Here is a 23711-nt window from a genome sequence, read left to right on the forward strand (position 1 = left end):
TTCTTCGGAGAATTCTGCCGAATGATGGGCGGATTCAGGCGTAATACCGCCACCGATCAACTTCTGCGGCAGTATTTCCGCGAACTGAAAAAGTATCCTCCCCTTTCGAGAAAGGAGGAGGAGCTTCTGCTCGCAAAAATCAAAGCGGGCGGCCCCTCGGCCAGGCAGGCCGAGAAGCGCCTGATCAGGGCGAATCTCCGGTTCGTCGTCTCGGTGGCGAAGCGGTACAAGTTCATCAACGACGTTCCGTTCGAGGACCTGATCGCGGTCGGGAATCTCGGACTTCTGCGCGCCGCGAAGCGGTTCGATCACAAACGGAACGTGCGGTTCATCTCCTACGCGGTCTGGTGGATCCGGCAGGCCATGATCCAGGCCGTTTCGATGCACACGAACACGATCCGGATCCCCCTGAACCGCATTCACACCGGACTTCGCCTGAAAAAATCCGAGGAAAAGCTCCGAAAACTTCTGAATCGTCAGCCGACGATCGAGGAACTGGCTGAAGAGGTCGGCATGAATCCGGAGGAACTGCGGAAGTTTCTCGCCGAGACGCCGAACGTGGTCTCGCTCGACACGACGATGGTCGACAACGAGGAAGACCTCGTGCTGAGCGACGTCATCACGGACCCGAAAGGAGATCCGGAGGTTCTGTCCTCGGAAAAGGCGCTGAAGGACGACGTCCAGAAGCTTTTTGCCGCGCTCACCGACCGCGAGCGGATCGTTCTGCAGCAGCGGTTCGGCTTCCAGACCGACCGGGCCCACACGCTCGAGGAGATCGGGAAACTGCTCAGCCTGACGCGCGAGCGGGTCCGGCAGATCGAGAACCAGGCCCTGCAGAAGCTCCGGCATCCGAGCCGGGCCTCGATCCTCGCGCTGTATCGCAACTCCGGTTGAGCGAAACACCGGGCGGCCGCGGCCGCCCGGTGTTGTATCCGGAATGATGTTCGATCAGGCCCAGAGGATGTGGCCGGTGAGAATCGGGTGAATCAGTTCGGGGTGGTGCGGAAGAACGCGCACCGAGATGCCCTGGCGGCCGCTCTTCGAGAGAGTGATCGCGCCGGCGAACAGCGAGCGTCCGTCCTTCTCCTCGACCGGCTTGAGATCGGCGAACGTTCCTTCCCCGATCGTGCCGTCGGAGCCGACGGTCCCGTAATATACCTGAACAGATACATCCTTCGCGTGCAGGCGGTCGAGATACAGACGCACCTTCACATCGACGGGCTGTCCGACTTTCTGCTCATCGCCGCCGGCCGTCTCGACGTTTTCGATCCGGATGTTGTTCCAGCAGCCGCGGAGGTTGCCGAGCCAGGCCGCCAGGTCGCGCACCTTGCTGTAATCGCTTCCTGAAAGCGACTTGTAGCGCGTATTTCCCGTCATATAGAACCGGTCGTTATACTCGCCCACCATGCGGTTGGTGTTGAACACCGGGCAGATCTGGCTCATGCAGCTCTTCATCATCGCGATCCAGCGCCGCGGAAGGCCGTCGCTGCTCCGCTCGTAATACTTCGGGACGATATCCTTTTCGAGCTGCTCATACAGCGAGTTCGCATCGACCTCGTCCTGGTAGTTCTGGTCCGAGATTTCCTCGCGGCCGCCGATCGCCCAGCCAACCTCGGGATTGAAGCACTCGTCCCACCAGCCGTCAAGCACGGACAGGTTGAGCGCGCCGTTGGCGGCGGCCTTCATGCCGCTGGTTCCGCTGGCTTCCTGGGGGCGAAGCGGGTTGTTGAGCCAGACATCGACGCCCTGCACGAGATACCGCGCGACGACGACGTCGTAGTTCTCGATGAACACGACGTGCCGGCGGATCCGCTCATCCTTGCAGTGCTGGATGATGTCCTTGATGAACTGCTTGCCCGGCTCGTCCTTCGGATGGGCCTTGCCGGCGATGATGATCTGCACCGGCCGTTCCTTGTTGGTCAGGATGCGGATCAGGCGCTCCTTGTCGCGGAACAGCAGAGTCGCGCGCTTGTAGGTGGCGAACCGGCGCGCGAAGCCGATCGTCAGAGTCTCCGGGTTGAGCACCTCGCCCGCCGCCGCGATCTCGGCCGGGGGCGCGCCGCGAGACGAAAGCTGGTGCTGAAGCCGCTGGCGGGCGAAGGCGACGAGGCGTTCGCGACGCCGTTCGTGGGTGCGCCATAACTCTTCGGGAGGAATAGATTCGATCCGCTGCCAGACGGTGTGGTCTCCGGGAGAGTTGATCCAGCGAAGGCCCAGGTAGCGATCCATCAGGGTCGACAGTTCCTGCGACATATAGGAGCGAATGTGGACGCCGTTCGTGACGGAGTCGATCGGGATCTCCTGGAAGGGGACGTTCGGATACAGGCTGCCCCACATCTTGCGCGATACGTAGCCGTGCAGTTTGCTGACGCCGTTCGCATGGCCGCACAGGTTGAGGGCGAGGACCGCCATCGAGAAGCCGTCGCCCTTCGGCGTGTTGTTCTGCCAGCCGAGGTCGAGGAACTCCTGCCAGTTGACACCGAGCTTGGGATAATACACTGAGAAGTATTTTTCCATCAGCTCCTTGGTGAACACGTCGATGCCGGCCGGAACGGGGGTGTGGGTCGTGAACACGTTGCTGGCGCGGGTGAGTTCGAGCGCCTCGCGGAAGTTGAGATGATGCCGCTCCATCGCCACGACGATGCGTTCGAGAGCCAGGAAGGCCGAGTGGCCTTCGTTCATGTGGTAGACGGTCGGGTGCATGTCGAGCTCGTGGAGGGCGCGCAGGCCGCCGATGCCGAGAACGATCTCCTGCTGAATGCGGGTCTCGACGTCGCCGCCGTACAATTCGCGAGTGATGCGCCTGTCCGCAGGTGTGTTGGCGGGAGTGTCGGTGTCGAGGAGGAGCAGCGGCACGCGGCCGATCTGCGACTTCCAGATGAGCACCTTCACGTTGCGGCCCGGCAGGATGACCTCGACCGAGAGCTGGGCGCCCTTCTTGTCGAGGCAGGGCTGGATCGCCATGTTGTGGAAGTCGTTTTCCGGGTAGCTTTCCTTCTGCCAGCCGTTCGCGTCGAGCGACTGCTGAAAGTAGCCGACGCGGTAGAGAAGTCCGACGCCGACGAGCGGGAGGCCGAGATCGGACGCCGATTTCAGGTGGTCGCCGGCCAGCATGCCCAGGCCGCCGGAGTAGAGGGGCAGGCTTTCGGCGATGCCGAACTCGGCCGAGAAGTAGGCGATGACCGGCTTTTCGGAATAGCCGTATTTCTTGGCGAACCATGTCTGACGGTCGCCCATATATTCCTGGAACGCATTCCAGGCGCGTTCGAGGTGGGCGAGGAAGCCGTCGTCCTGCGCCTTGAGGGCCAGTCGCTCCTGCGACATGCAGCCCAGCATCTTGACGGGGTTGTGATAGGTTCGTTCCCACTCGACGGGGTCAAGCCGGCGGAAAAGCCCGATGGCTTCGGGATTCCAGCACCACCAGAGGTTCATTGCCATGTCTTTCAGGCGCTTGAGCGGCTCCGGGAGGCTTGGAACCACGACGAACGTTCGGATCGGCTTCATTCTGCTGTTGATCTCCTCAAGTAGAATTGGGGGAAAGCAGGTCGCACATCATATACCACGGCATGCTCCCCCGCGCAATCCCGCCCCGCGGCCGGATTCGCTTCGCGCACAGGCGCGTTCCACACGGCGCGCCTACTTGTAACCACGGAGAGAGACGGGTATACTTGGACCCTCCAACATGCAGCGGCTGATCACCATTCTTTGCATCGCTTTTCTAACCGGGCTTCCGGCTCATTCGGCCGAGGAGAGCGTTGCCGCGCAGCGGAAAAGTCTCCGGCCGATCGCGACCGAGCCGTTTCTGATTCCTGACACACCGCCGAGCATGACGATCACGTCGTCGTCCATGCAGTTTGCGAGCGGGGTCGTGGTCCTCGAGGGAAACGTGCGCGCCGTGCGCGATCCCGACCTTCTGACCTGCGGCCGGGCGCGCCTCTACCAGACGCCGCGGCGCATCCACGCGACGCACGTGCCGCGCCTGTTCCGGAAGGAGCCTCTTCCGGAGAAGCGCTCGACGCGCGAGATGACGCTGGATGCCACCGACATCGTCTGGAACGACGACGCAGGCACGATCAACGCCTCTTCCGGGGTCGCGGTGAAGCTGGAGGAGCGCACGTGGGACATGGCCACCTACTCGTGGGTGATCATCTCTGCCGACGCCATGGAGGGCGACCGTGGAACGCGTCGACTGCGCTTCGACGGCAACGTGAAAGTGAAGGACCGCGAGCACTTCGCGCAGGGCAGGCATCTCGATTACGACCGGGCAAGCTCGACGGCCGTCCTGACGGGCGACGCGATGGTCGAGACCGAGGAGTGGAGCCCGAAGGAACAGCGCATGGTCAAACGGACCCTGACGGGACACATCATCCGATACAATACCGAAACGAAAGCGGCATCATCAGAATAACTATGGATTTGAACATCACCTACCGCGGCTACGTCCTCGACAATTTCCAGATCCAGGCCATCACTGAGATCGAAAACGGCCACTCGCTCGTCCTCGCGGCGCCGACCGGCTCGGGCAAAACCCTCGTCGCAGAGTATCTCATCGAGAAGATTCTCCAGACCGACCGGCGCATCATCTATACCTCGCCCATCAAGGCCCTCTCGAACCAGAAATACCGCGACTTCTCGCGGCTGTACGGCGACAAGGTCGGCATCCTCACCGGCGACGTCGTCATCAACCGCGAGGCCCAGGCCCTCATCATGACCACCGAGGTCTACCGGAACATGGCCGTCGAGGACCCCGCCGCTATCGCCGACGTGGCATACGTCATATTCGATGAAATACATTATCTCGGCGACATCGAGCGGGGCACGGTCTGGGAGGAATCGATCATCTTTTCCCCGAAGTCGGTTCGATTCCTGGCCCTGTCGGCGACGATCCCCAACTACGCCGAACTCGCCCACTGGATCGAGTCGGTGCTCGACCACAAGGTTTCGGTCATCGCCCACAACGAGCGGGCGGTCCCGCTTTCATATGCTTTTTACTATAAAAAGGCGCTCCTCCCGTTCAAGGAACTGAACAAACGCGTCAGGAAGCACGGAGAGGCAGACGAACCGCAGCGCCGGAAGCGCGGCGAGGAAAAGACCGAGTATCGCCATTTCGACATCATCCGGACCCTCCAGTCCCAGGACCGTCTTCCCGTTTTGTATTTCGTCTTCTCCCGAGCCCTGGCCAACAAGATGGCGCGGGAGACCGCCCGCCAGTTCGACTTCACGAGCAAGGCCGAGAAGGAGCGGATCGCGGACATGGTCGATGCGGCCATCGAGAAATACTCGCTGTGGTCGCTGGAGAGCGCGAACGAGCTCCGCGAGCAGCTGATCCGGGGCGTCGGCGTTCACCACGCCGGCCTGCTTCCCCAACTGAAGGAACTGGTGGAAGTGCTGTTCGCCGAGCGCACCGTGCGGGCGCTGTTCGTGACCGAGACCTTCGCGGTCGGCGTGAACATGCCGGCCCGCACCGTCGCGTTCGACGCGCTCAAGAAGTTCGACGGCCGCAGCTTCCGCCCGATGAAGGCGCTCGAGTTCTGTCAGATCTCCGGCCGCGCCGGCCGCCGCGGCATCGACCCGATGGGCTGGGTCGTCGTTCCGTATCTGCCGCGCGATCTCGACATCGACGAAACCGAGCGGCTTGTCTACGGCGACATCGAGCCGCTGACGAGCCAGTTCGACCTGTCGTTCAACAGCGTCCTGAATCTGTATGCCGGCCACGAGGACGAGGAAGTGAAGACGATCCTCAAGCGGAACTTCGCCCAGTTCCAGGCGAACCGCCATCTGCCCAAGCTCGCCGAACGCGTCGCGTCGTTCAGGGCCGAGCTCGACCGCGTCCTGCCGCGCTGCCACGAGAAGACGAACGATCTCGAAGGCTACATGAAGTTCCACAAGAAGATGCGCGACATCAACAACACGATCAGCCAGCAGATGAACAGCATCAGCGGCGGCCTCCGCGGCAGGCGCAACCGGCCGCTGGAGGAGCGGGTCAGGAAGGATTTCGACGCGAAAATCGCCGAACTCGAAGCCGAGGAGATGCAGTATATCTGCGGCCGCTGCCAGAGCCGGAACCGCTGTTCCAGCGCCTATCTGCAGGCCGCCAGGATCCACAAGAAACTCGACCACTGGCGCGAGCAACTCGAGAAACAGGAGCAACTGCAACTTCCGATCTACGAAAAGAAGGTCGCCATCCTGAAAGACCTCGGCTACATCGATGACAAGGGCCTCCTCCCGAGAGGCGAGTTCGCCGCGAAGATCCATACCGAGGAGATCACCGTCACCGAGCTGTATTTCAAGGGCGTCTTCCACGAGTGGGATCCCAACGAGATCAACGCCCTTGCCCTCGCGCTCACCTACGAACACCGCAAGCGCGGCGGTATGGACGGCGGAAAACAGCATCCCAAATTGTTCCCGAGACTGCGCGAGGCGAAGAGTTTTGTCGCGGCGCTGTCCCGCCGGTATCCGTTCGTCAAGCCTCTCGAGACGGCGATCGCCGACGTCATGTATGCCTGGAGCAAGGGCGTCGATTTCACGGAGATCGCCCAGATGACCGACGTCCCGGAAGGCGATCTGATCCGGGCGTTCCGCCAGGCCATCGACGTCATCCGTCAGGTCCGCGAGGCGACGGACGACCGCAGCCTCCATGAAAAGTTCGACACCTGCCTTCGCGCCATCAACCGGGACATCGTGCTCGCGACGGAACTGCGAGACTGATGTCCCGAAGAACAAAGGACGAACACCCTTGCCGCATCGCCTCCCCGAATCCCCGTTCCTGAGCGTCTCGCCCGAAGAGACCCTGAAGCACGCAACCCGCACGGCAGCCGCCGTTCCGGGCGGCTTGATCCTGCTGAGCGGCGGTCTCGGCGCCGGAAAGACGCTTTGGGCGAAGGGATACGCGGCCGGCCTCGGCATCACCGATGATATATATAGTCCTACATATACAATAATGAACGTCTACCGGCAGGGCGGGATCGTCCTGCATCACCTCGACCTCTACCGCATCGGCTGTTTCGAGGAAGTGATCGACCTGGGACTGTTCGAGATCCTCGATGCGGGCCATCCGTGCGTGATAGAATGGCCGGAGCGCGTTCCGGCCCTCTACGACCTGCCGCATCTCGAGGTCTGCCTCGAGCCCGGCGACGGGTTCGACAGCAGGCTCATTCGCTGGAACCGGCACGAAGGGAGCAGGCAGGCATGAACTATATCTTCATCGATGCTTCGTCGACCGAGGTCGTCGGCCAGGTCGGGACGGCCCGGGAGTTTTTCCCCTTCCAATGGAACACCGAGCGCAATCTGGCCTCGCGCCTGACGCGTCTGTGCGACGAGATGCTCGAACGGGCAGACCTTCGGATCAGCGACATCTCCCGGTTCGGTCTCGGGACCGGCCCTGGAAGCCTCACCGGGCTCCGTGTCGCAGCCGCCTTTCTGCGGACGCTCGCGCTCGCCACCGGCTCGCCCCTGACGCCCGTCGACCTGTTCACCTGGTCGGCGCACACCCTCGCCTCGAGCGACGTGACCGGGTCCGTGCGGCTGACGATCCCGGCCCTGCTCAACCAGGCGTTCGTCGTCGACCTGGAACTTCCGCTCGAGATGCCGTTCGTCAGCCTCTCGCCGCGACTCGATCTTCCCGGTCCGGCCGCGGACGGCAGGCCGACCTACGGGATCAGATCTGAGAACCGCGATGTCGCACGCGTCGATCCGAGTCCTGCCATCCTTCACGATCTCATGCAGACGGCCGCTCCGACCAGCTACGAAGCCCTTCTCAAGGCGCTTCCGCTGTACGTCGTCCCGTCGCAGGCGGAGATCAACCTCGAAAAGCGCCGGAGCCGCGCAGTATGATAACACTCGGTATAGAAAGTTCCTGCGACGACACCTCCGTCGCGCTCGTCGAAGACGGCATCCGCGTCATGTCGAGCCTCGTCTCCTCCCAGGTCGAGGTCCACCAGCGGTTCGGCGGGGTCGTTCCGGAAGTGGCGTCGCGCAAGCATCTCGAAGCCATGCTTCCCCTCCTGCAGCAGGCGCTCGGCATCGCCGGCGTCGAGTTCGACGCGATCGACCAGATCGCCGTCACCGCCGGCCCCGGGCTGCTGGGCCCGCTCCTCGTTGGTCTTTCCACGGCGAAAGCTCTCGCATGGCGGTACCGCCTGCCGATGATTCCGGTCAACCATCTCGAGGCCCATCTTGCCGCGGCGTTTCTCGCCACCCACAAACACCCCAGGTTCCCCTACGTCGGCCTGATCGTGTCCGGCGGCCATGCCAACCTCGTGCTGGCCGAGGGACCGCGCGCGTTCACCACGCTCGGCCGCACGGCCGACGATGCGCCGGGCGAGCTGTTCGACAAGGTCGCGCGGCTTCTCGGCTTGGGCTATCCCGGCGGCCCCGCCATCCAGAAATCCGGCCTGATCGGCGATCCGAAGCGGTATAAGCTTCCCCGACCCATGCTGGGCAAAGGGCACGGCTTCAGCTTCAGCGGCCTGAAAACGGCCGTCCTGCACCTGCACGAGCAGGAAGGCGACCAGCTCTCGGTCCCCGACGTCTGCGCGAGCCTGCAGGCGGCGGTCGCCGACACCCTCGTCAGCAAAGCCTCGGCCGCGCTTTCCGAGACGAATGCAAAACGGCTCGTGATGGCCGGCGGCGTCGCGGCGAATAAGCCGCTCCGCGAGGCGATGGCCGCGATGTGCGAACGCGACGGCATCGAGTTCCTTGTGCCGCCGCCCGCGCTATGCACCGACAACGCCGCCATGACCGCCGCCCAGGGTTTCTTCTCGGCCGCATCGGTCGACATCGATCCGCTGCTGGTCAACGCCCGCGCCGACTGGCCGATGGGAACCCCCTTCCCGCTATGACGTCAGAAACAGCCGCAGAAAAGAATCAGAACGCGACCGGCATCATCCGGGTCCTGCCCGAAGAGGTCGTGGGTCGTATCGCCGCCGGCGAAGTCGTCGAGCGGCCGGCCTCGGTCGTGAAGGAGTTGATCGAGAATGCGATCGACGCCCAGGCGCGCCGCATCGAGATCGAGATCAAGGAAGGCGGCCAGAAGCTGATCGAGATCACCGACGACGGCAACGGCATGTGCCGGCAGGACGCCGTTCTCGCCTTCACCCCCCACGCCACCAGCAAGATCCGGAGCGAGACCGACCTCGATCATCTCGAGTCGCTCGGGTTCCGGGGCGAAGCCCTCGCCACGATCGCCGCCGTGTCGCGCGTCGCGCTCGTCACGCGCCTCGCCGGCAGCGAGGCCGGCACCCGCCTCCAGGTCGATGGCGGCCGCCTCGGCAGCGTCGAACCCGACCACTTCCCGCGCGGCACGCGCATCCAGGTGCGCAACCTCTTCTTCAACGTGCCCGCCCGACGGAAGTTTCTCAAGTCGGTCCAGAGCGAAATGGCTCAGATCTCGGACATCGTCTGCCATTACATGCTCGGGTATCCCGAAGTCGCATTCCGGTTCACCCGCAATAACGCCCCGCTGGCCTCTTCGCCGGGCTCCGGCAATCTCATGGACGCCGTGCTCGCCGTCTACGGTCCCGAGGTGACCGGATCGCTGATTCCGATCAAGGAACCTCTCTCCCTGGCCGGAACCGGCTGTTCCCTCCGCGGCTTCATCTCCCGCCCCACCGACGCGCGACCGTCGAACCGCTATATGACGCTTCTGGTCAACCGACGCTACGTGCGGTCGAAGCTGCTTTCGCAGGCCGTTGCGAAAGCCCTGTCGGCATTCTTCCCGCGCGGGCGCTGGCCGGTTCTCGTTTTCGATCTGCGCCTCCCCCCGGAAGCCGTCGACGTCAACGTGCATCCTCAGAAGATCGAGGTGCGATTCCGCGACGAGCGCTGGATCTTCGGTCTCGTCTGGGAAGCTCTCCAGACGACCCTTTCCGGGCTTCCGATGGTCGCCCCGGACGGCACGGCCTCCGCGGAGTTCGACGCTTCGGCAGAGATCCGCGCCGGCGACCAGCCTGCCGCCACCGAATCCGACCGGGATGAAGCCACTCCCTCTTTTTCCGCGTCGGGACCGGCGCATCCGTCGCTGTTCGGTGAGATACCCGCTTCAACAGGCGGCGCCGCCGTCTCGGCCACTTCTCAGCCCGCTGCGGCCGGCCGGGTGTATGAGCTGAAGGAAGCGGTGGAACGTCTCGGCCCAAGTTCGTCGGCAATGTCGGCCCTCGAGCCCGTCAAGCAGCTGCTGGAGCCGAGAATTCTGGCGCAGCTGCTCCAGTCGTATCTGCTCGGCGAGGATCGCGACGGACTGTTCATCGTCGACCAGCACGCGGCCCACGAGCGAATCCTGTTCGACACCTACGTCCAGGCCTACCGCGACCAGAAGATCGCCGCCCAGCCGCTTCTATTCCCGATCCCGCTCAAACTGCTTCCGTCCGAACGCATGATCATGAAGGAGCGCGGCGAGCAGCTCAGAGAGCTCGGGTTCAGCATCCAGCAGGAGGAAGACGGCCAGTTCTACGCGATCTCGGTACCCATTCTCGGCGGCAAGTCGGCCGACAACGAAGTCATCCAGGACTTGCTTTCCCAAGTGCTCGGCGGCTGGGAAACGCGCTCCCTCGAGGAGGTGAAGCTCGACCTGCTCAAGATGATGGCCTGCAAAGCCGCGGTCAAGGCCGGCGACCCGCTGAAGGAGCCCGAAATGCGATCGCTGCTCGAGCAACTGCTGAAAACACCGAACCCGTTCACCTGCCCGCACGGCAGACCGATCGTCGTCCGCCTCGCAACGCGGCAGATCGAGCACGGCTTTCTCCGCGTCTGACCGGAATGCCTTCCCGGCCTCTCATCGCGGTTCTCGGCCCGACCGCCTGTGGAAAATCGGCGCTGGCTCTCGAGCTGGCGCGCAGATTCGGTCTCGAGATCGTCAACTGCGACTCCCGCCAAGTCTACCGGGAAATGGAGATCGGAACGGCAAAGCCGGGACCCGACGAGCGCGCGGCGGTTCCCCACCACCTGTTCGACCTCGTCGGTCCGGACGAACGGTTCAGCGCGGGCGAATATGCCCGGCAGGCCACCGCCTGCTGCGAATCGCTCTGGGCGGCCGGCAAAGTTCCTCTGTTGGTGGGCGGAACGGGTTTCTACTACGACGCTCTGGTCGAAGGCCTCCCGGAGGATCAGGGGAACCCCGCGCTGCAACGCGATCTCCAGGAACGACTCGAAAGCGAGGGGCTCCAAGTCCTTCTCGACGAACTCGACCGACTCGACCCGGCCGGGGCCGCATCGATCGACCGGCGGAACCCGAGGCGCGTCCTGCGCGCGCTCGAACTCGTCCTCGCCGGCGGCCGCCCTTTGGCCGACCTCCGGAAGCGGCATGGAGCCATCCGGGCAACCCCGTTCCCAATCCTCGTGACGCTGGGGCGCGAGACGCTGCACGAACGGATCGCCCGCCGGATCGATGCGATGCTTTCGGCAGGGCTGGCTGATGAGGCCCGTTCCCTCATCGCCAGATTCGGAAGCGACGCACCCGGCCTGAAAAGCATCGGCTACGCGGAATGGACCGAACCGCACGCCGACGAGGCCGCCGTTCGGGAGGCGATCGTCGCACACACACGGCAGTATGCGAAGCGGCAGGAAACCTGGTTTCGAAAAAGACCGGGCGGCGCGATGCACGATCTCGGACGTCGCGAGACGACCGCGGACATCATCAAACGAGCAGAGGCTTTCCTGGACAGGTGAAAAGCCCGGTAAAATTGCGGGTTTCATTCCGTCGATGATATACTGGCTCAATAAACAGCCACGTTATGCCGAAAGTCTGAGGAGACCGATATGTCGCTTTGTGCTCCATTGGTGGCAGGCCAGGTCCTGAAAAACGTCCTGATCTGCATGTTGAATCTGTTCTTTTCTGTGTGGGTATTCAAAAGCCACGGGGGAATGTGAAATCGCCCCAGCCGCGGAGGTGACGGAGTGCGGGAGGTTACGGATCTTGAGATCAGTGCCGGCATCAGGCGCGAATTATCCGGCCGGCGTGTCGATCTCGGCAAGCTCAAATTCACCGTTTCGAACGGCGTCGTCACCTTCACCGGCGATCTGGCCTTCATCGGGCTCGACAAGACCCCCGACGAAACGGCCGTCGAGATAAAGTTCATCGAATCCACGTTGCGCTCGCAACGCGGCGTGAAAGAGCTGAAGTTCGAACTCGAGAACTGGTCGAAAAACGTTTTCGGCAAATGGGAGTCGAAAACCACCCCTGCCTCACACGGCGCAGCCGGCGGCGAGGGGTTTCACTGCCCCGACTGTCACACGGTCTTCAAATTCTGCCCCTGCTGCGGAAAGCCGCTCGTCGCCGGTCTCCCTCAGGCCGCCCAGCAGCGCCGCCCCGTCGCGACCGGCCCGGCGCTGCTGAAGCCGCTTCCGCGCAAAATCGAGCCTCTGAAACCGACTCCGATCAAGCCCGGCGAGCCGCTCAAACCCACCGGCCCCTTCTCCCCGCCGACACCCGCCGGCGCAGGGAAGGAAGCCGCGCGGCAGATCACGCCCACCCCGTTGAGACCCATCGGTCCGACGCCCGTGACGCCGCCCCCCGAAGCCCAGATACCGGACAAACCGCCGACGCCCGCCCCGGCCCCCGACTTCGGAAAGGCGTTTCCGCCCAAGCCCGTTCCGCCCGCACCGGCACCGGGCATCGGCAGGCCGTCTCCGTTGAAACCTGCGCCGCACCCGATCGCCCCGGAGAAATTCACCCCGGTGAAGCCCGTTCCGGCGCCAGCCGGGCCAAAGGCTCCCGCCCATCCGGCTCCGGTCCCTCCCCTCGAGCCGTCCGGGCCTGCCGACTTCCGGCCCGAGCTTCCCGGAACGCTCCCGGAACCGGAATCCGCCGTTCCTCATGCGGTTCCCGAGCCGTCATCGGCTCCGCCGAGGGAGCAGGCATCTCCCGCCGTCACACCTGCCATGGAACCGCCTGCCGAGCTCGTTCATGCCGCCGAGGCGCCGAAACCTGCAAAGCCGGTTCCGCCCGCCCAGCCGCCGAAGCCTGCAAAGCCTGTTTCACCCGCACCGCCAAAGCAGGAAGCGGGTGACGACTTTTTCGATATTTCGATGCTTCCTCCGATCAAGCCGAAAGCGCCCGACAGTCGGGCGAAACAGCCGGCTCCTCCCGCGGCATCGCCTGCTCCCAGGGACGTCCCGCCTGCGAAGCCGGCCGCGCCTCTTGGCGAATCCCTGCCGCCGACGAAACCGGCGGCGGAACCGGTCCAAGGCGACTTCGACGACTCGCTGCTTCCTCCGTTGAAGCCCAAAGCGCCGGAACCGGCTCCGACGCCCGCGCAGAAAAAACCGGCGCCCCGTCCGCAACCGGTTCTTCCCGCCGACGAGGAAACGCCGTTGCCCCCCATGAAGCCTGCGCCTGCCGAGGACGACGAAACTCCGCTTCCTCCGATGAAACCGGCATCCGGAGCGCCTGCCGCAAAAGGCGGCAAGCCGCAGAAAGACGCCGGCGATCCCTTCGCATCGCTGTTTTCCGAAATCGAGGCGGGCGGCGGAAAGGGTTCGAAACCTGCCGGCGGGGCGAAAGATGGCGTCGACGACCTCGCAGCGCTCGATCTTGACATCATGGACATCTTCCAGAAGCCCTCGGCGAAGCCGGCCGCCGGCCCCGGCACCCCCGCCGCCCCGGCCAAACCGGCGAAGCCCGAACCGGCCCCAGCCGATCCCCTCAATCTTGGCGGCTTCCTCGATCTCGACGCGCCCATCGAACCGGCGCCCAAGGACAAGGCCCCCGCCAAGCCGGGCGAGAAGCCGAAAAAAGACCCGTTCGCCCTCGACGATTTCGACATCAGCAAATTCAAGATCTGACGCGCATCCCGGAGAGCTGACATGAAACTATTGCATCCGATATTTATGCTCGGCTTCATCTTCTGGCTGTACAAACAGCGTTCGCTGGGAATGAGCCTGCTGGATCGTCACGGTCGCATCGCCGGCGACGAAGCCGATGCCGAAACGTCGCGGGCGACGCACCGGTTCTGGGGAATGATCCTGACCGGCTACTGCTTCGCCGGACTCATCGGCGGCGCGGTCATGACCGGAATGGTGTATCCCGAAATCGTGGTTCCCTTCGGCCAGACGTACGGACACGGATATATCGGCACCCTCGGTTTCGGCTGTCTGGTCATGTCGATGGTGCTCGGCTTCTCGATCAAGCGTGTCGTCAAACCGAAGATCCGCGAACGGTTCGTCTCGTTCCACACGAACATGATCTTCCTGATCGCCGCGTTCGCCGTTCTCTCGCTCCTGACCGGCGCAGGCATCCTCGTCTTCGGTCCGAGCCAGGTCGTGACGCAGATCCAGGTCACCCCCTGAACCGGGCATTTCGCATTTCGTGTGACGTTCCGACGGAGGAGCATGATGGCTGATTCCCTGCCCAGGCGCACGTCGTTTCGCCATGTCGCGGGAACGGGGCTCGTCCTCGCTCTCGGCCTGTGCCTGATCTCCGGCGATATCACGCCGGCCGGCGCGGCACGCAAGAAGAGCGGCACCACCTCGACCCGGAAGAAGAAGTCCGAATCGGTTTCCTCCGCCTCCTCGTCTCCCGAACGGTACTACGAGACGATCTGGCAGCGGTACCAGGTCGGCTCGCCGAAAGAGCGCCAGGCGGTCGTTTCCGAGCTGAAAGCCCGCTCGAAACAGGATCCGTCGGACGGAACGTGCCATTATTATCTCGGCATGATGCTCGCCGAGGAGGGCGGCTCGAAAAGCGCCGAGGATCACCTCAGGGCCGCTGCGGCCGCGTTCCCGGAATCGCCCGACGTCCTGTATTGTCTCGCGGAGCAGCTTGTCGCTCGTCACAAACCCGAAGAAGCCGCACCGATCTACGAGAAGATCGTGACGCTCGCCCCGAATCACGGCGGCGCGCTGACCCGGCTCGGCCTCAAGGCGCTCGACGAGGCGCAATATCCGAAGGCTCTCGAACTGCTCACGGCCGCACGCGCGGCGAATCCGGACAACCGCGAAACCCTCCGCGGGCTGGCCGTCGCCCTGCATTCCACGGGAAAGCCGGCCGAAGCGATCGACCTGTTCAAGACGGTCCTCGCCCTCGACGAGAAAGACCCCGAGGCCTGGATGCTGCTCGGCAAGAGCTACGAAAGCCAGGGCAAGGTCAGCGAGGCGGCCGCAGCCTTCGAGAAGGCCAAACAGTTCGGGAAGAAAGACCTGGAAATCAAGAATCTCGTCGGATACGACCTGGCGCGGGCTCTGTATGCGACGGGCAAGATCGACGAGGCCATCAAGGAGTATCAGAAGACCATCCGGACGGCGACCGATTCGGCGACCGGATGGTTCGAACTCGGCCGTCTGCATGACGACCTGCGCGATACCGACGCCGCCATCGAGGCATACAAGAAGTGCTTCGAAGCCGACGAGAAGCGCGGCGACGCGGTGTTCCGCATCGCGGAGCTGTACCGATCCGACGAGAAGCTCGACGAGGCGCTCGCGGCCCTCGAACTGATCGTGCGCAAAAAAGACTGGTCGGAACGGGCAAAGGCCCTGATCGAAGAGATCAAGGCGGAAAAGACGGAAGGCGACCGCGACAACCTCATGGAGCTCGCGCAGGGCGGCACCGAGGCGGTCCGGGAAAAAGCCTACCGGGACCTTCTCGCCATCGACAAGAAGGATGAAGCCGCCCTCGAAGGTCTCAAACAACTCGCGTTCGAGCGCGGCGATCTCGATCAGGTTCGATATTATATTAGAGAATTGAAAAAGGCCGGCCATCTCACGAAGGAACAGGCCGACATCCAGTTGAACGAACTGAAGTATCGCGAAGACGCTGGCGAAGATTTGGCCGCATGGGAAAACAGGCTCGAAGAGTACAGGAGGGATGGCGACTGGGACAAGGCGCTCGAGATGAACGCCAAGATCCGCCAGTATGCCCAGGCACAGCTCGATTACTGGCGCCGATACTCGCCGACGAGCAAGGAGAAGCTGGCGATGAAGTCTCAGATGATGAAACTGACGAAAGTCCGTCTGAGGCTGATTCGGGAGACGATGAACGACCTTCGCAAGGAGAAGGCAAAGAACAAATGAGAACGCAAGTGCCGTTCCTGGAGGGAAGAGAGATGCTTCGTAAGGGTTTCACGCTGATCGAACTGCTGGTCGTCATTGCGATTCTCGCAATCCTGATCGGCGTCGCCGCCCCCTATTACCAGGACTACGTCCGGGAATCGAAGATCGCGAAGGCGAAGACCGACCTCGACATCCTGAAACAAGCCGTCGTTCTCTACAACGCCCGCGAGGATATTCCCTATCAGGGGCCCCTCGCGACGCAGCCGCCGTATTTGCCGATGCTCGGCGACCAGGATTTCATGGGCCTCCAGGGCCAGTATCTGACGAACATCCCGATCGATCCGTGGGGCCGCAACTACCGTCTCGACCCGTACGGCTGCTTCGTCTACAGCGACGGCATCGACCTCCGTGACAAGAGCGACGATTATCGCGACTACTATGTGAAGGAACTGGCGCTCCAGCGCGTCGAATGGCTCGACGCCGACAACAACAGGGCGGTCAACGACCAGGACTATTTCGCCTTCTATTTCAACAAACCCCTCTGGGTCGACGGCGGCGGCATCTCCGGCGGGGATTTCGACGTGTTCGAGGGAAACGACAACATCACGGCGACGACGCCGCTCTCGATCACCTACAACCAGATCGACAACATCGGGTACACGCAGGAGACGGCCACCACCAGCCGCATTCTCTGCCGCGTGAATGCCGGCACGAACCTGCGCGTGGGCATCCACTCGGTGGCCCTCAAGCACGAGATCGAGATCCTGAAAAAATACCGGGAAGTCGTCGTTGACCGCGAACGCACGAACATGAACTACCTGTACACGAAAATCGAACTGATCAACGGGCAGCCGGCGCGATATGCGGTCCGGACGAACCCGATCAAGATCGTTCCGCGATACTAGAGCCCCGCCATGACCTTGTCGGCGGCGATCAGCGTCGCCTCGATCTCGTCCGTTCCGTGGGTGACCGAAACGAAAGCGGCTTCGAACTGGGAAGGCGCGAGATACACCCCCTCGGCGAGCATCCCGTGGAAAAACCTGGCGAACCGTTTCACGTCCGCGGTTTTCGCGGTTCGATAATCGATGACCTCCGCGTCGGTGAAGAACGCCGTGAACATCGAGCCGAAGCGGTTGATCCTGCATGGAATCTTCCGTTTCTTCGCGATCTCCGCAAGACCGTCGCACAGCCGGCCCGTCTGCTTCAATAATTGCTGATATAGTTTTTCGTCCGTCTTGAGGCGGGCGAGCGTTGCCCGCCCGGCCGCGACGGCGACAGGATTGCCCGAAAGCGTGCCGGCCTGGTAGACGCGGCCTTCCGGGGCGACGCAGGCCATGACCTTCCGTTTGCCGCCGTAGACGGCGAGCGGCATGCCGCCGCCGACGATCTTGCCGAGGCAGGTCATGTCGGGGACGACCCCTTCCACCTGGCCGGCGCCGAGGAAGCCGCCGCGGAAGCCGCACATCACCTCGTCGAAGATCAGGAGGGCGCCGGCATCGCGGGTGATGCGCCGGACGTCGGCGAGATATCCCGCGAGCGGCGGCACGACGCCCATATTGCCGGCAACGGGCTCGAGAATGACGGCGGCGATGCGTTCCCCGTGCGCATCGAATACTTTTTTCAGGGCGGCGGCGTCGTTGAACGGCACCACGAGGGTGTTCTCGGCGGTATCCGCCGGAACGCCGGGACAGCCCGGGATTCCCAGCGTGGCCACGCCCGAGCCGGCCGCGACGAGCAGGGAGTCCGCGTGGCCATGGTAGCAACCGTCGCATTTGACGATTTTATCGCGACCGGTATATCCTCGCGCGACCCGGATCGCGGACATCGTCGCCTCGGTTCCCGAGCTGACGAAGCGCATCTTCTCGATCGTGGGATACGCCTCCTGAATCAGATCGGCAAGCTCCGTCTCGCCCAGCGTCGGGGCGCCGAACGTGAGACCGCGCGAGGCCGCTTCCGTCACGGCGCTCACGACGTCCGGATCGGCGTGCCCGAGAATCAGCGGCCCCCACGAGCCGACGTAGTCGATATACTCGCGGCCTTCGATATCGGTGACCCTCGCCCCCCGACCCGAAGCGAAGAAAACGGGGTCGCCCCCCACACCCGCGAACGCCCGCACCGGGCTGTTCACGCCGCCGGGAAACACCCGCATGGCGTTCATGACGGCTTCGTGATTGGTCGTCATTCGGCCTTTTCCTCGAAATAACGCATCGAAGACTTTTTCAACTCGCGTACCGTGCGCAGCACCTTCGGTTTCTCAAGTCCCAGCGTCTCCTCGAACCGCGCGAGCAGCTTCTCCAGCTGCTCTTCGTCGCGGGCGTGGATCATCGTGAACAGGTTGTACGGCCAACCGGGCGGGCAGTCGCGCTCGTAGCAGTGCGACACCTCGGCATGCTTCGCCATGGCGGTGCCGACTTCCTCGACCCGCTCGGCATGCACCTTCCAGGCGACGAGAGCGTTGGCGGCGTTGCCGACCTTCTGCGGCCGCACGGCGATTCCGACCCGCCGAATCACCCCGTTTTTCAGCCATTCGGCGACCTTCGCGATCACGCCTTCCTCCGTCATATCGACGGCGCGTGCGGCACGCAGGAAGGGGCGGCGTTCGAGTTTGAACCCGCGCTGCAATTCACGAATCAGAGCTTTTTCCTGTTCCGTCAAGTTCATGACCGTGCCCTTTCTAGTCCTGGTCCATCCGGACCTTGAACAGCCGGCGCGCCTGGAACAATTGGATCGAAGCGATGTTGCCGCGACGTTTGACGTCGTCGAGAATCGCCTGTTTGCGCGCCTCGTCCCTGGCGATGATGGTGAACCAGACGTTCGGCGTGCCATCGCGCAGGTAGTTGTGCGTAATCTCGTGATACTCGGCGAGAATGGCCGCCACCTCGTCGACGCGCTCGGCCGGCACGTCCATGGCGGCCAGGGCGCCCACATAGCCGAGTAACCGGCTGTCGAAAAACGGGCCGACGTATCTGATCGCCTCGTCCTGCATCATGCGCGCCAGGCGTGATATGACGCCGCTTTCATCGATCCAGAGCTTGTCGCCGAGCGTCTTGAATGGCTCCGGCTCAAGCGGGAATCCGTTCTGCAGCAACCTGATTATCTCGCGGTCCTTCTCGTCCATGCCCCGATTCCTTTCGGCATCACGTGGAATGACAGCCGGCGCCGGACACAAAAACGCCGGGCGGCGGGTACAAATATACCACTGTTTTCAGATTTGGGAAGGTTCAAATGTACAGGTCGGATCGCCGGCCATATATCGTCCCTCGACGGCGAGCGCGCGCGCCCGGCAGCCGCCGCACAAGCGTTTGTACGGGCACGCGCCGCAACGGCCTTCAAGACGGTCGAGATCGCGCAGTTCGTTGAACAGCGGAGAGTCGAGATACAACGCATCGAACGCCCGTTCCCGCACGTTCCCGGCGGTGCGTTCGAAGTAGCCGCACGGCCTGACATCGCCTCGCGCGCTCACGAACGCGAAGCCGTCGCCGGCCATGCAGCCGCGGCCGTGGCCGTTCTGCCTGAGGCCGAGCTTCGCCCTCACCCGCGCATACTGGGGGGCGCAGGTGACCTTGATCGGAATCGGCGACGCGGCGGCGGTCGGCGCGACCCACTCCAGCACGCGTTCCACGTCGCGATCGCCGAGCATCGCACCGTCGGTGTCTCCCGCCGCCCGGCCCATCGGAACGATGAAGAACAGGTGCCAGGCGGCCGCTCCGCGAGCAGTCGCGAAGGCGTGCATCTCGGCGAGCCGCTCGCAGTTTGCATGCATGACGGTCGTGTTGATCTGGAACTCGATACCGGCTTCGCGCAGGCGGCCGAACGCGCCGCACGCCTGGTCGAACGCTCCCGGCCGGCCGACGAACGGGTCGTGGAAATCGGCCGACGGCCCATGGATACTGAAGCTGAACCGCCGCACGCCGGCCGTTTTCAGGGAATCGATCCGCGCGGCCGTCAGCAGCGCGCCGTCGTTCGTCGAGACGACGGGCGTCTGCCCGTTCGACGTCGCCGCGGCGGCGAGGATCTCCAAATCATCGCGCAGAAGCGGCTCGCCGCCGCTCAGGATCACGATTCCCGGCCCGACTCGCGCGGCGTCGCGAAGCAGCTTCTTTCCCTCGTCGGTCGTCAGTTCCCCTTCGGGGCGGGTCGGACACGCCGATGCCCGGCAGTGGGGGCACGCGAGCGAGCAGGCCTGGGTCGTTTCCCAGGCGAGCAGTTGGAGCTTTCGGAACCCGGGCCGGCTGCCGCTCACAGGCCCTCCCGGAGCCATTTTGCCGCTTCGGGGGCGAAGTAGGTGAGAATCCAGTCTGCGCCGGCGCGGCGAAGCGCGGTCAGCGACTCGAGGATCGCCGTCTTCTCATCGATCCAGCCGCGCGCGGCGGCGGCCTTGATCATGCTGAACTCGCCCGACACCTGGTAAACGGCCAAGGGCACGTCGAATTCCCGGCGGGCGGCGGAGAGAATGTCGAGATACGGCATGCCGGGCTTCACCATCAGCACGTCGGCGCCTTCCTCGAGATCGAGGCGCATCTCGCGCAACGCTTCACGGGCGTTGGCCGGGTCCATCTGGTAACCCTTGCGATCGCCCTTCTGGGGCGCCGAGTGAGCGGCTTCCCGGAACGGGCCGTAAAAACTCGACGCGAATTTCGCCGCATACGCCATGATCGGCGTCTCGACGAACCCCCCGGCGTCGAGGGCTTTCCGAATCGCTCCGATCCGGCCGTCCATCATATCGGACGGTGCGACCATGTCGGCCCCGGCCCTGACGTGGGCAAGCGACATCGCCGCAAGCACCGGCAGGGAATCGTCGTTCCGGATCCGACCTTCCCCGTCGAGGAGGCCGCAGTGGCCATGGTCCGTGTAGGCGCACAGGCATACGTCGGTAATCACCCAGGCATCGGGGCAGGCGTTCTTCAACCAGCGCAGCGCCTGCGGGACGATTCCGTCCGGGTCGACGGCGGATGAGGCGACGGCGTCCTTTTTCGACGGAATCCCGAACAGGAGGAAACTCCGGACACCGTTTGCCATGGCGTCACGGACGGGGAGGTCGATCTGTTCGGCCGGCCACTGAAAATGGCCCGGCATCGCCTGGATCGGCCGGGGTTCGTTGATCCCCTCCATGACGAAGAGCGGCAGAATCAGCGACTCGGGGCGCACGTGCGTCTCCCGGACGAGCGCCCGAATCCGGCTATCCGCTCTGAGCCGACGCGGTCTGTGAAGTGGGAACGACATTGATGGCTCCTCCTGCTCTGGGGAAATCCGGCGCAACAATCTTCACAAAAAGATACCACTTTCGTACGCGGGTGTACATCCCAGACCTTGCCGGCGCACACACCGATGTCCGCCGTTGTTTGTCTTCGTTTGCGGGTGTTTGTCTGTGGTATCTCGTGTATTTTCTTTTTGACAGGCCCTTTGCCGCGTATATATATTTTTGTCAGGACACCTATCGTGCTCGTTCATGGAGGAACGGCCATGAAAGTCGATTTGACTGCCTCTCAATCCGCCCTGTCGCTCGATATCAAGCAGAGCGAGGCAGCGTTGCGCGCCAGCCAGACAGCCAATCGCGTCAAGGCCGAGGCCCGACAGGCCCCAGCCGAGGTCCGCACCCGGTATCAGAACGCCTCCGTCCAGGCGTCGCAGGAAGCCGCTTCCGCGGAGTATTCCCGCCTGCAGCAGCGCAGTCACGCCGTGAAGCAACTTTCCGCCCAGATGTCCAGGGCGGTGAGCCAGAGCGCCCGCGACGTCAACTCAGTCATCGCAGCTCTGATCGCCCAGCCGATTCGCGGAGAGCAACCCCTTCTGATCGGACGGTTCCTCGATACGTTCGCCTGATATAGACGATAGTATTAAATCACCCCGGCGGGTTCTCCCGCCGGGGTGATTTTTCGTTTACGGAGGATATTCCCGGGTTACTCCGAGAAGTTTTTCGAGCCCGCATCGTCGAGCCGCAGCATCGGAATGAGATCCGATGCGTCGGACATCGAAGGGGCGGAATCCATGCGCATCAGTTCGAGATCGCGGCCGTCCGCGCTTCCGGGATCGGAGAACTCGGCTTTCGCGACGCTGTCGTCCGGAAGCATCATCGCGTCGGATGTCGGCTCGTTCAGAGAGTTCAGAGCGGCATCTGCCTTCGCCGAGTTGATATAGGGCAGCTCCCCGCCCAGTTCCTGCCTGATGATCCCCATTTCATCCATCCCGAACGTGTCCACCGGAACGACGGAGCGGGAGCCGGCACCGTTCGCGTCCCCGGCTTCGCTGTACAGGAATGTTGTCCGGCCCATGGGAGCGTCCGTGGCCGGGGCCTCGAGGGGGGCCGGGGTCAAGGCAAGGCGCGGCGAGGGTTCCGGGGTTCCGTTGCCGCTCTTTTTCCCGCCGTTTCCAAGCAGGAACATCGGAAGTTTTTCTTCGCCGACGGCTTTCGCGCGGCGCTCCTGCATCTGTTCCCCGCTTTCAAGCGCGATCTGTGGAGCTCCGGCCGATTCGGCACGGCCGGCTTTGGCCATCGCCATCTTCATCTCGGCTACGTTTTCCTTGAGCCGCTGATACAGGCCGCTCACCTGGTTGTGCGCGTAGCCGGAAATCTGGTTTAGATTGCCGCTTCCGGGATCCATCGGGTTGATATACTTGAGCGAATCACGGATCTTCGCCGTCGCCGCTTCGCAGAGATGGGCGAACTGCTGGGTCGAGTTCTTCACGTGGGAATCGCCGATCGAAAGCGTGTTGTCGACACCGCGCACCGTGTTCTTCAGACCGGAAAGCTGCGAAAACAACTTTTCCCGCGTCGGCACCGGCAGGTTGATCAGCGGATACTGTGCGAACGCGAAGTGGTCAGAGAAGCGAAGCGTCGTCTTGATCGTGGCAGTCATCAACTCGATGCCTGACGTCACCTGCTCGCATCCGTTCTGGATGTTGAGCAAGAGTCCCTTGAGGGCTTCGTTGCTCGACTGGACCTGCTTCATGATGGCTTTCGAGGCCTGTACGTAGATGTCGAGCGGCGCGATCGACAGGGTCGGAATCAGTTCGAGGGTCTGGTATGACTCCTGGCCCATCGAGATCAGGCGTTCCGCCGCGGCAAGGTAGGTGCGTGCGAGGCGCATCTGGTTCTGGTTCGCCTGGCCAACCTTCGCAAGCGTTTTATCGAGCGAAGCCATCGTCTCTTCGCGAGGAGCGGTAATGATGCGGTTCAGTTCGACGATCAACCGGTCAAGCGCCCGGTTTCCCTCGACGAGGCCGTTGATGCCTACGGCGCCGGCCTTGACCGCTTCCTTATAGCTCTGCGTATCGATCGTCAGCAGTTTCGCCGCAATGTCGCCGCACTTATTCCCGGGCACTTTCGCCATGAGGGCCTTCGTGACGGTTTCCAGGTTCTTTCTGGAATGCGTCCAGTGCGATTCGACGAATTTGACCAGATTCAGCGCCTGGCCGGTAACGTCCGGCTGAACGTCGGAAGCAAAGAAATCGGGAACCTTCGCGGTTTGGCGCGAGACCGCCTGCGGAACCGGTGCAGGAACTGCGCTGACGGCCTGCGACTTCGACGGCGACCGCTTCGACGAGAGCCAGTCCAGGGCGCCGCCTGCTTCGGCGACGGGCAACGTGCTCAGACCGAGGGCCGCTGCGATCAGGACGGCGCTCAGTCGCCATCCGGCAGCCTCTTCCCGTGCAGGCTCGTGACCCGGGATATCTGACCCGTGACGCTGGGGGAAAGGCGGTGCGCCGTTCCGTCTCGGGATGGACATGGT

Annotated in this window: 20 protein-coding genes; 13 read left to right on the top strand and 7 right to left on the bottom strand. The window is 63.4% G+C overall.

What is annotated here, in order from left to right:
• Positions 1 to 21: 21 nt before the first annotated feature.
• Positions 22 to 894, top strand: a complete 873-nt coding sequence (locus PLU72_11125; GenBank protein HOT28732.1) for an RNA polymerase sigma factor RpoD/SigA — start codon at positions 22 to 24, stop codon at positions 892 to 894.
• Positions 895 to 948: 54 nt separating this feature from the next.
• On the opposite strand, the gene glgP is transcribed toward PLU72_11125, so the two are convergent.
• On the bottom strand, positions 949 to 3504 hold the full coding sequence (gene glgP, locus PLU72_11130; protein ID HOT28733.1) for an alpha-glucan family phosphorylase: 2556 nt from the start codon (positions 3502 to 3504) through the stop codon (positions 949 to 951).
• Positions 3505 to 3682: 178 nt separating this feature from the next.
• Between glgP and PLU72_11135 the strand changes: the two genes are divergently transcribed.
• The 11 genes from PLU72_11135 (at position 3683) to PLU72_11185 (ending at position 16886) form a co-directional block, all read left to right on the top strand.
• The gene (locus PLU72_11135; protein ID HOT28734.1) at positions 3683 to 4408 is read left to right on the top strand and encodes an LptA/OstA family protein; all 726 of its coding nucleotides are present in this window, start codon (positions 3683 to 3685) and stop codon (positions 4406 to 4408) included.
• Between the two features lie 2 nt (positions 4409 to 4410).
• Positions 4411 to 6708: a DEAD/DEAH box helicase gene (locus PLU72_11140; GenBank protein HOT28735.1), complete on the top strand. Its 2298-nt coding sequence runs from the start codon at positions 4411 to 4413 to the stop codon at positions 6706 to 6708.
• A 28-nt stretch (positions 6709 to 6736) separates the two neighbouring features.
• Positions 6737 to 7192 carry a tRNA (adenosine(37)-N6)-threonylcarbamoyltransferase complex ATPase subunit type 1 TsaE gene (gene tsaE / locus PLU72_11145; protein HOT28736.1) on the top strand — a complete coding sequence of 152 codons (456 nt, stop codon included), beginning with the start codon at positions 6737 to 6739 and terminating at the stop codon, positions 7190 to 7192.
• Positions 7189 to 7833, top strand: coding sequence for a hypothetical protein (locus tag PLU72_11150; protein HOT28737.1), 645 nt, complete (start codon positions 7189 to 7191; stop codon positions 7831 to 7833). The genes tsaE and PLU72_11150 overlap by 4 nt, the downstream gene beginning before the upstream one ends.
• Positions 7830 to 8840, top strand: coding sequence for a tRNA (adenosine(37)-N6)-threonylcarbamoyltransferase complex transferase subunit TsaD (gene tsaD, locus PLU72_11155; GenBank protein ID HOT28738.1), 1011 nt, complete (start codon positions 7830 to 7832; stop codon positions 8838 to 8840). The genes PLU72_11150 and tsaD overlap by 4 nt, the downstream gene beginning before the upstream one ends.
• Positions 8837 to 10750: a DNA mismatch repair endonuclease MutL gene (gene mutL, locus PLU72_11160; GenBank protein HOT28739.1), complete on the top strand. Its 1914-nt coding sequence runs from the start codon at positions 8837 to 8839 to the stop codon at positions 10748 to 10750. Before tsaD ends, mutL begins: the two co-directional genes overlap by 4 nt.
• Before the next feature lie 5 nt (positions 10751 to 10755).
• Positions 10756 to 11664, top strand: coding sequence for a tRNA (adenosine(37)-N6)-dimethylallyltransferase MiaA (gene miaA, locus PLU72_11165; GenBank protein ID HOT28740.1), 909 nt, complete (start codon positions 10756 to 10758; stop codon positions 11662 to 11664).
• Between the two features lie 228 nt (positions 11665 to 11892).
• On the top strand, positions 11893 to 13779 hold the full coding sequence (locus tag PLU72_11170) for a hypothetical protein (protein ID HOT28741.1): 1887 nt from the start codon (positions 11893 to 11895) through the stop codon (positions 13777 to 13779).
• A gap of 21 nt (positions 13780 to 13800) precedes the next feature.
• Complete coding sequence (locus tag PLU72_11175) at positions 13801 to 14283, top strand: hypothetical protein (GenBank protein ID HOT28742.1); 483 nt, start codon at positions 13801 to 13803, stop codon at positions 14281 to 14283.
• A gap of 45 nt (positions 14284 to 14328) precedes the next feature.
• Positions 14329 to 16002 (top strand): tetratricopeptide repeat protein, encoded by a 1674-nt coding sequence (locus tag PLU72_11180; protein ID HOT28743.1) that lies wholly within the window; start codon positions 14329 to 14331, stop codon positions 16000 to 16002.
• 32 nt (positions 16003 to 16034) lie between these two features.
• Positions 16035 to 16886, top strand: coding sequence for a prepilin-type N-terminal cleavage/methylation domain-containing protein (locus tag PLU72_11185; protein HOT28744.1), 852 nt, complete (start codon positions 16035 to 16037; stop codon positions 16884 to 16886).
• Here the strand turns inward: PLU72_11185 and hemL are convergent.
• From hemL to hemB, 5 genes are all read right to left on the bottom strand, one after another.
• The gene (gene hemL / locus PLU72_11190; protein HOT28745.1) at positions 16883 to 18163 is read right to left on the bottom strand and encodes a glutamate-1-semialdehyde 2,1-aminomutase; all 1281 of its coding nucleotides are present in this window, start codon (positions 18161 to 18163) and stop codon (positions 16883 to 16885) included. The genes PLU72_11185 and hemL overlap by 4 nt on opposite strands.
• Positions 18160 to 18642 (bottom strand): Lrp/AsnC family transcriptional regulator, encoded by a 483-nt coding sequence (locus PLU72_11195; GenBank protein HOT28746.1) that lies wholly within the window; start codon positions 18640 to 18642, stop codon positions 18160 to 18162. The genes hemL and PLU72_11195 overlap by 4 nt, the downstream gene beginning before the upstream one ends.
• Positions 18643 to 18655: 13 nt before the next feature.
• The gene (locus PLU72_11200; GenBank protein ID HOT28747.1) at positions 18656 to 19099 is read right to left on the bottom strand and encodes an AsnC family transcriptional regulator; all 444 of its coding nucleotides are present in this window, start codon (positions 19097 to 19099) and stop codon (positions 18656 to 18658) included.
• 87 nt (positions 19100 to 19186) lie between these two features.
• Complete coding sequence (locus PLU72_11205; GenBank protein ID HOT28748.1) at positions 19187 to 20224, bottom strand: radical SAM protein; 1038 nt, start codon at positions 20222 to 20224, stop codon at positions 19187 to 19189.
• Positions 20221 to 21204 carry a porphobilinogen synthase gene (gene hemB / locus PLU72_11210; GenBank protein ID HOT28749.1) on the bottom strand — a complete coding sequence of 328 codons (984 nt, stop codon included), beginning with the start codon at positions 21202 to 21204 and terminating at the stop codon, positions 20221 to 20223. Before hemB ends, PLU72_11205 begins: the two co-directional genes overlap by 4 nt.
• A 240-nt stretch (positions 21205 to 21444) precedes the next feature.
• On the opposite strand from hemB, the gene PLU72_11215 reads away from it, so the two are divergent.
• Positions 21445 to 21804: a hypothetical protein gene (locus PLU72_11215; protein ID HOT28750.1), complete on the top strand. Its 360-nt coding sequence runs from the start codon at positions 21445 to 21447 to the stop codon at positions 21802 to 21804.
• Positions 21805 to 21881: 77 nt separating this feature from the next.
• Here PLU72_11215 and PLU72_11220 read toward each other — a convergent pair whose 3' ends face one another.
• On the bottom strand, positions 21882 to 23708 hold the full coding sequence (locus PLU72_11220; GenBank protein ID HOT28751.1) for a hypothetical protein: 1827 nt from the start codon (positions 23706 to 23708) through the stop codon (positions 21882 to 21884).
• Positions 23709 to 23711 lie beyond the last annotated feature (3 nt).

This window comes from Candidatus Ozemobacteraceae bacterium, from assembly GCA_035373905.1.
Classification (GTDB): Bacteria; Muiribacteriota; Ozemobacteria; order Ozemobacterales; family Ozemobacteraceae; genus MWAR01.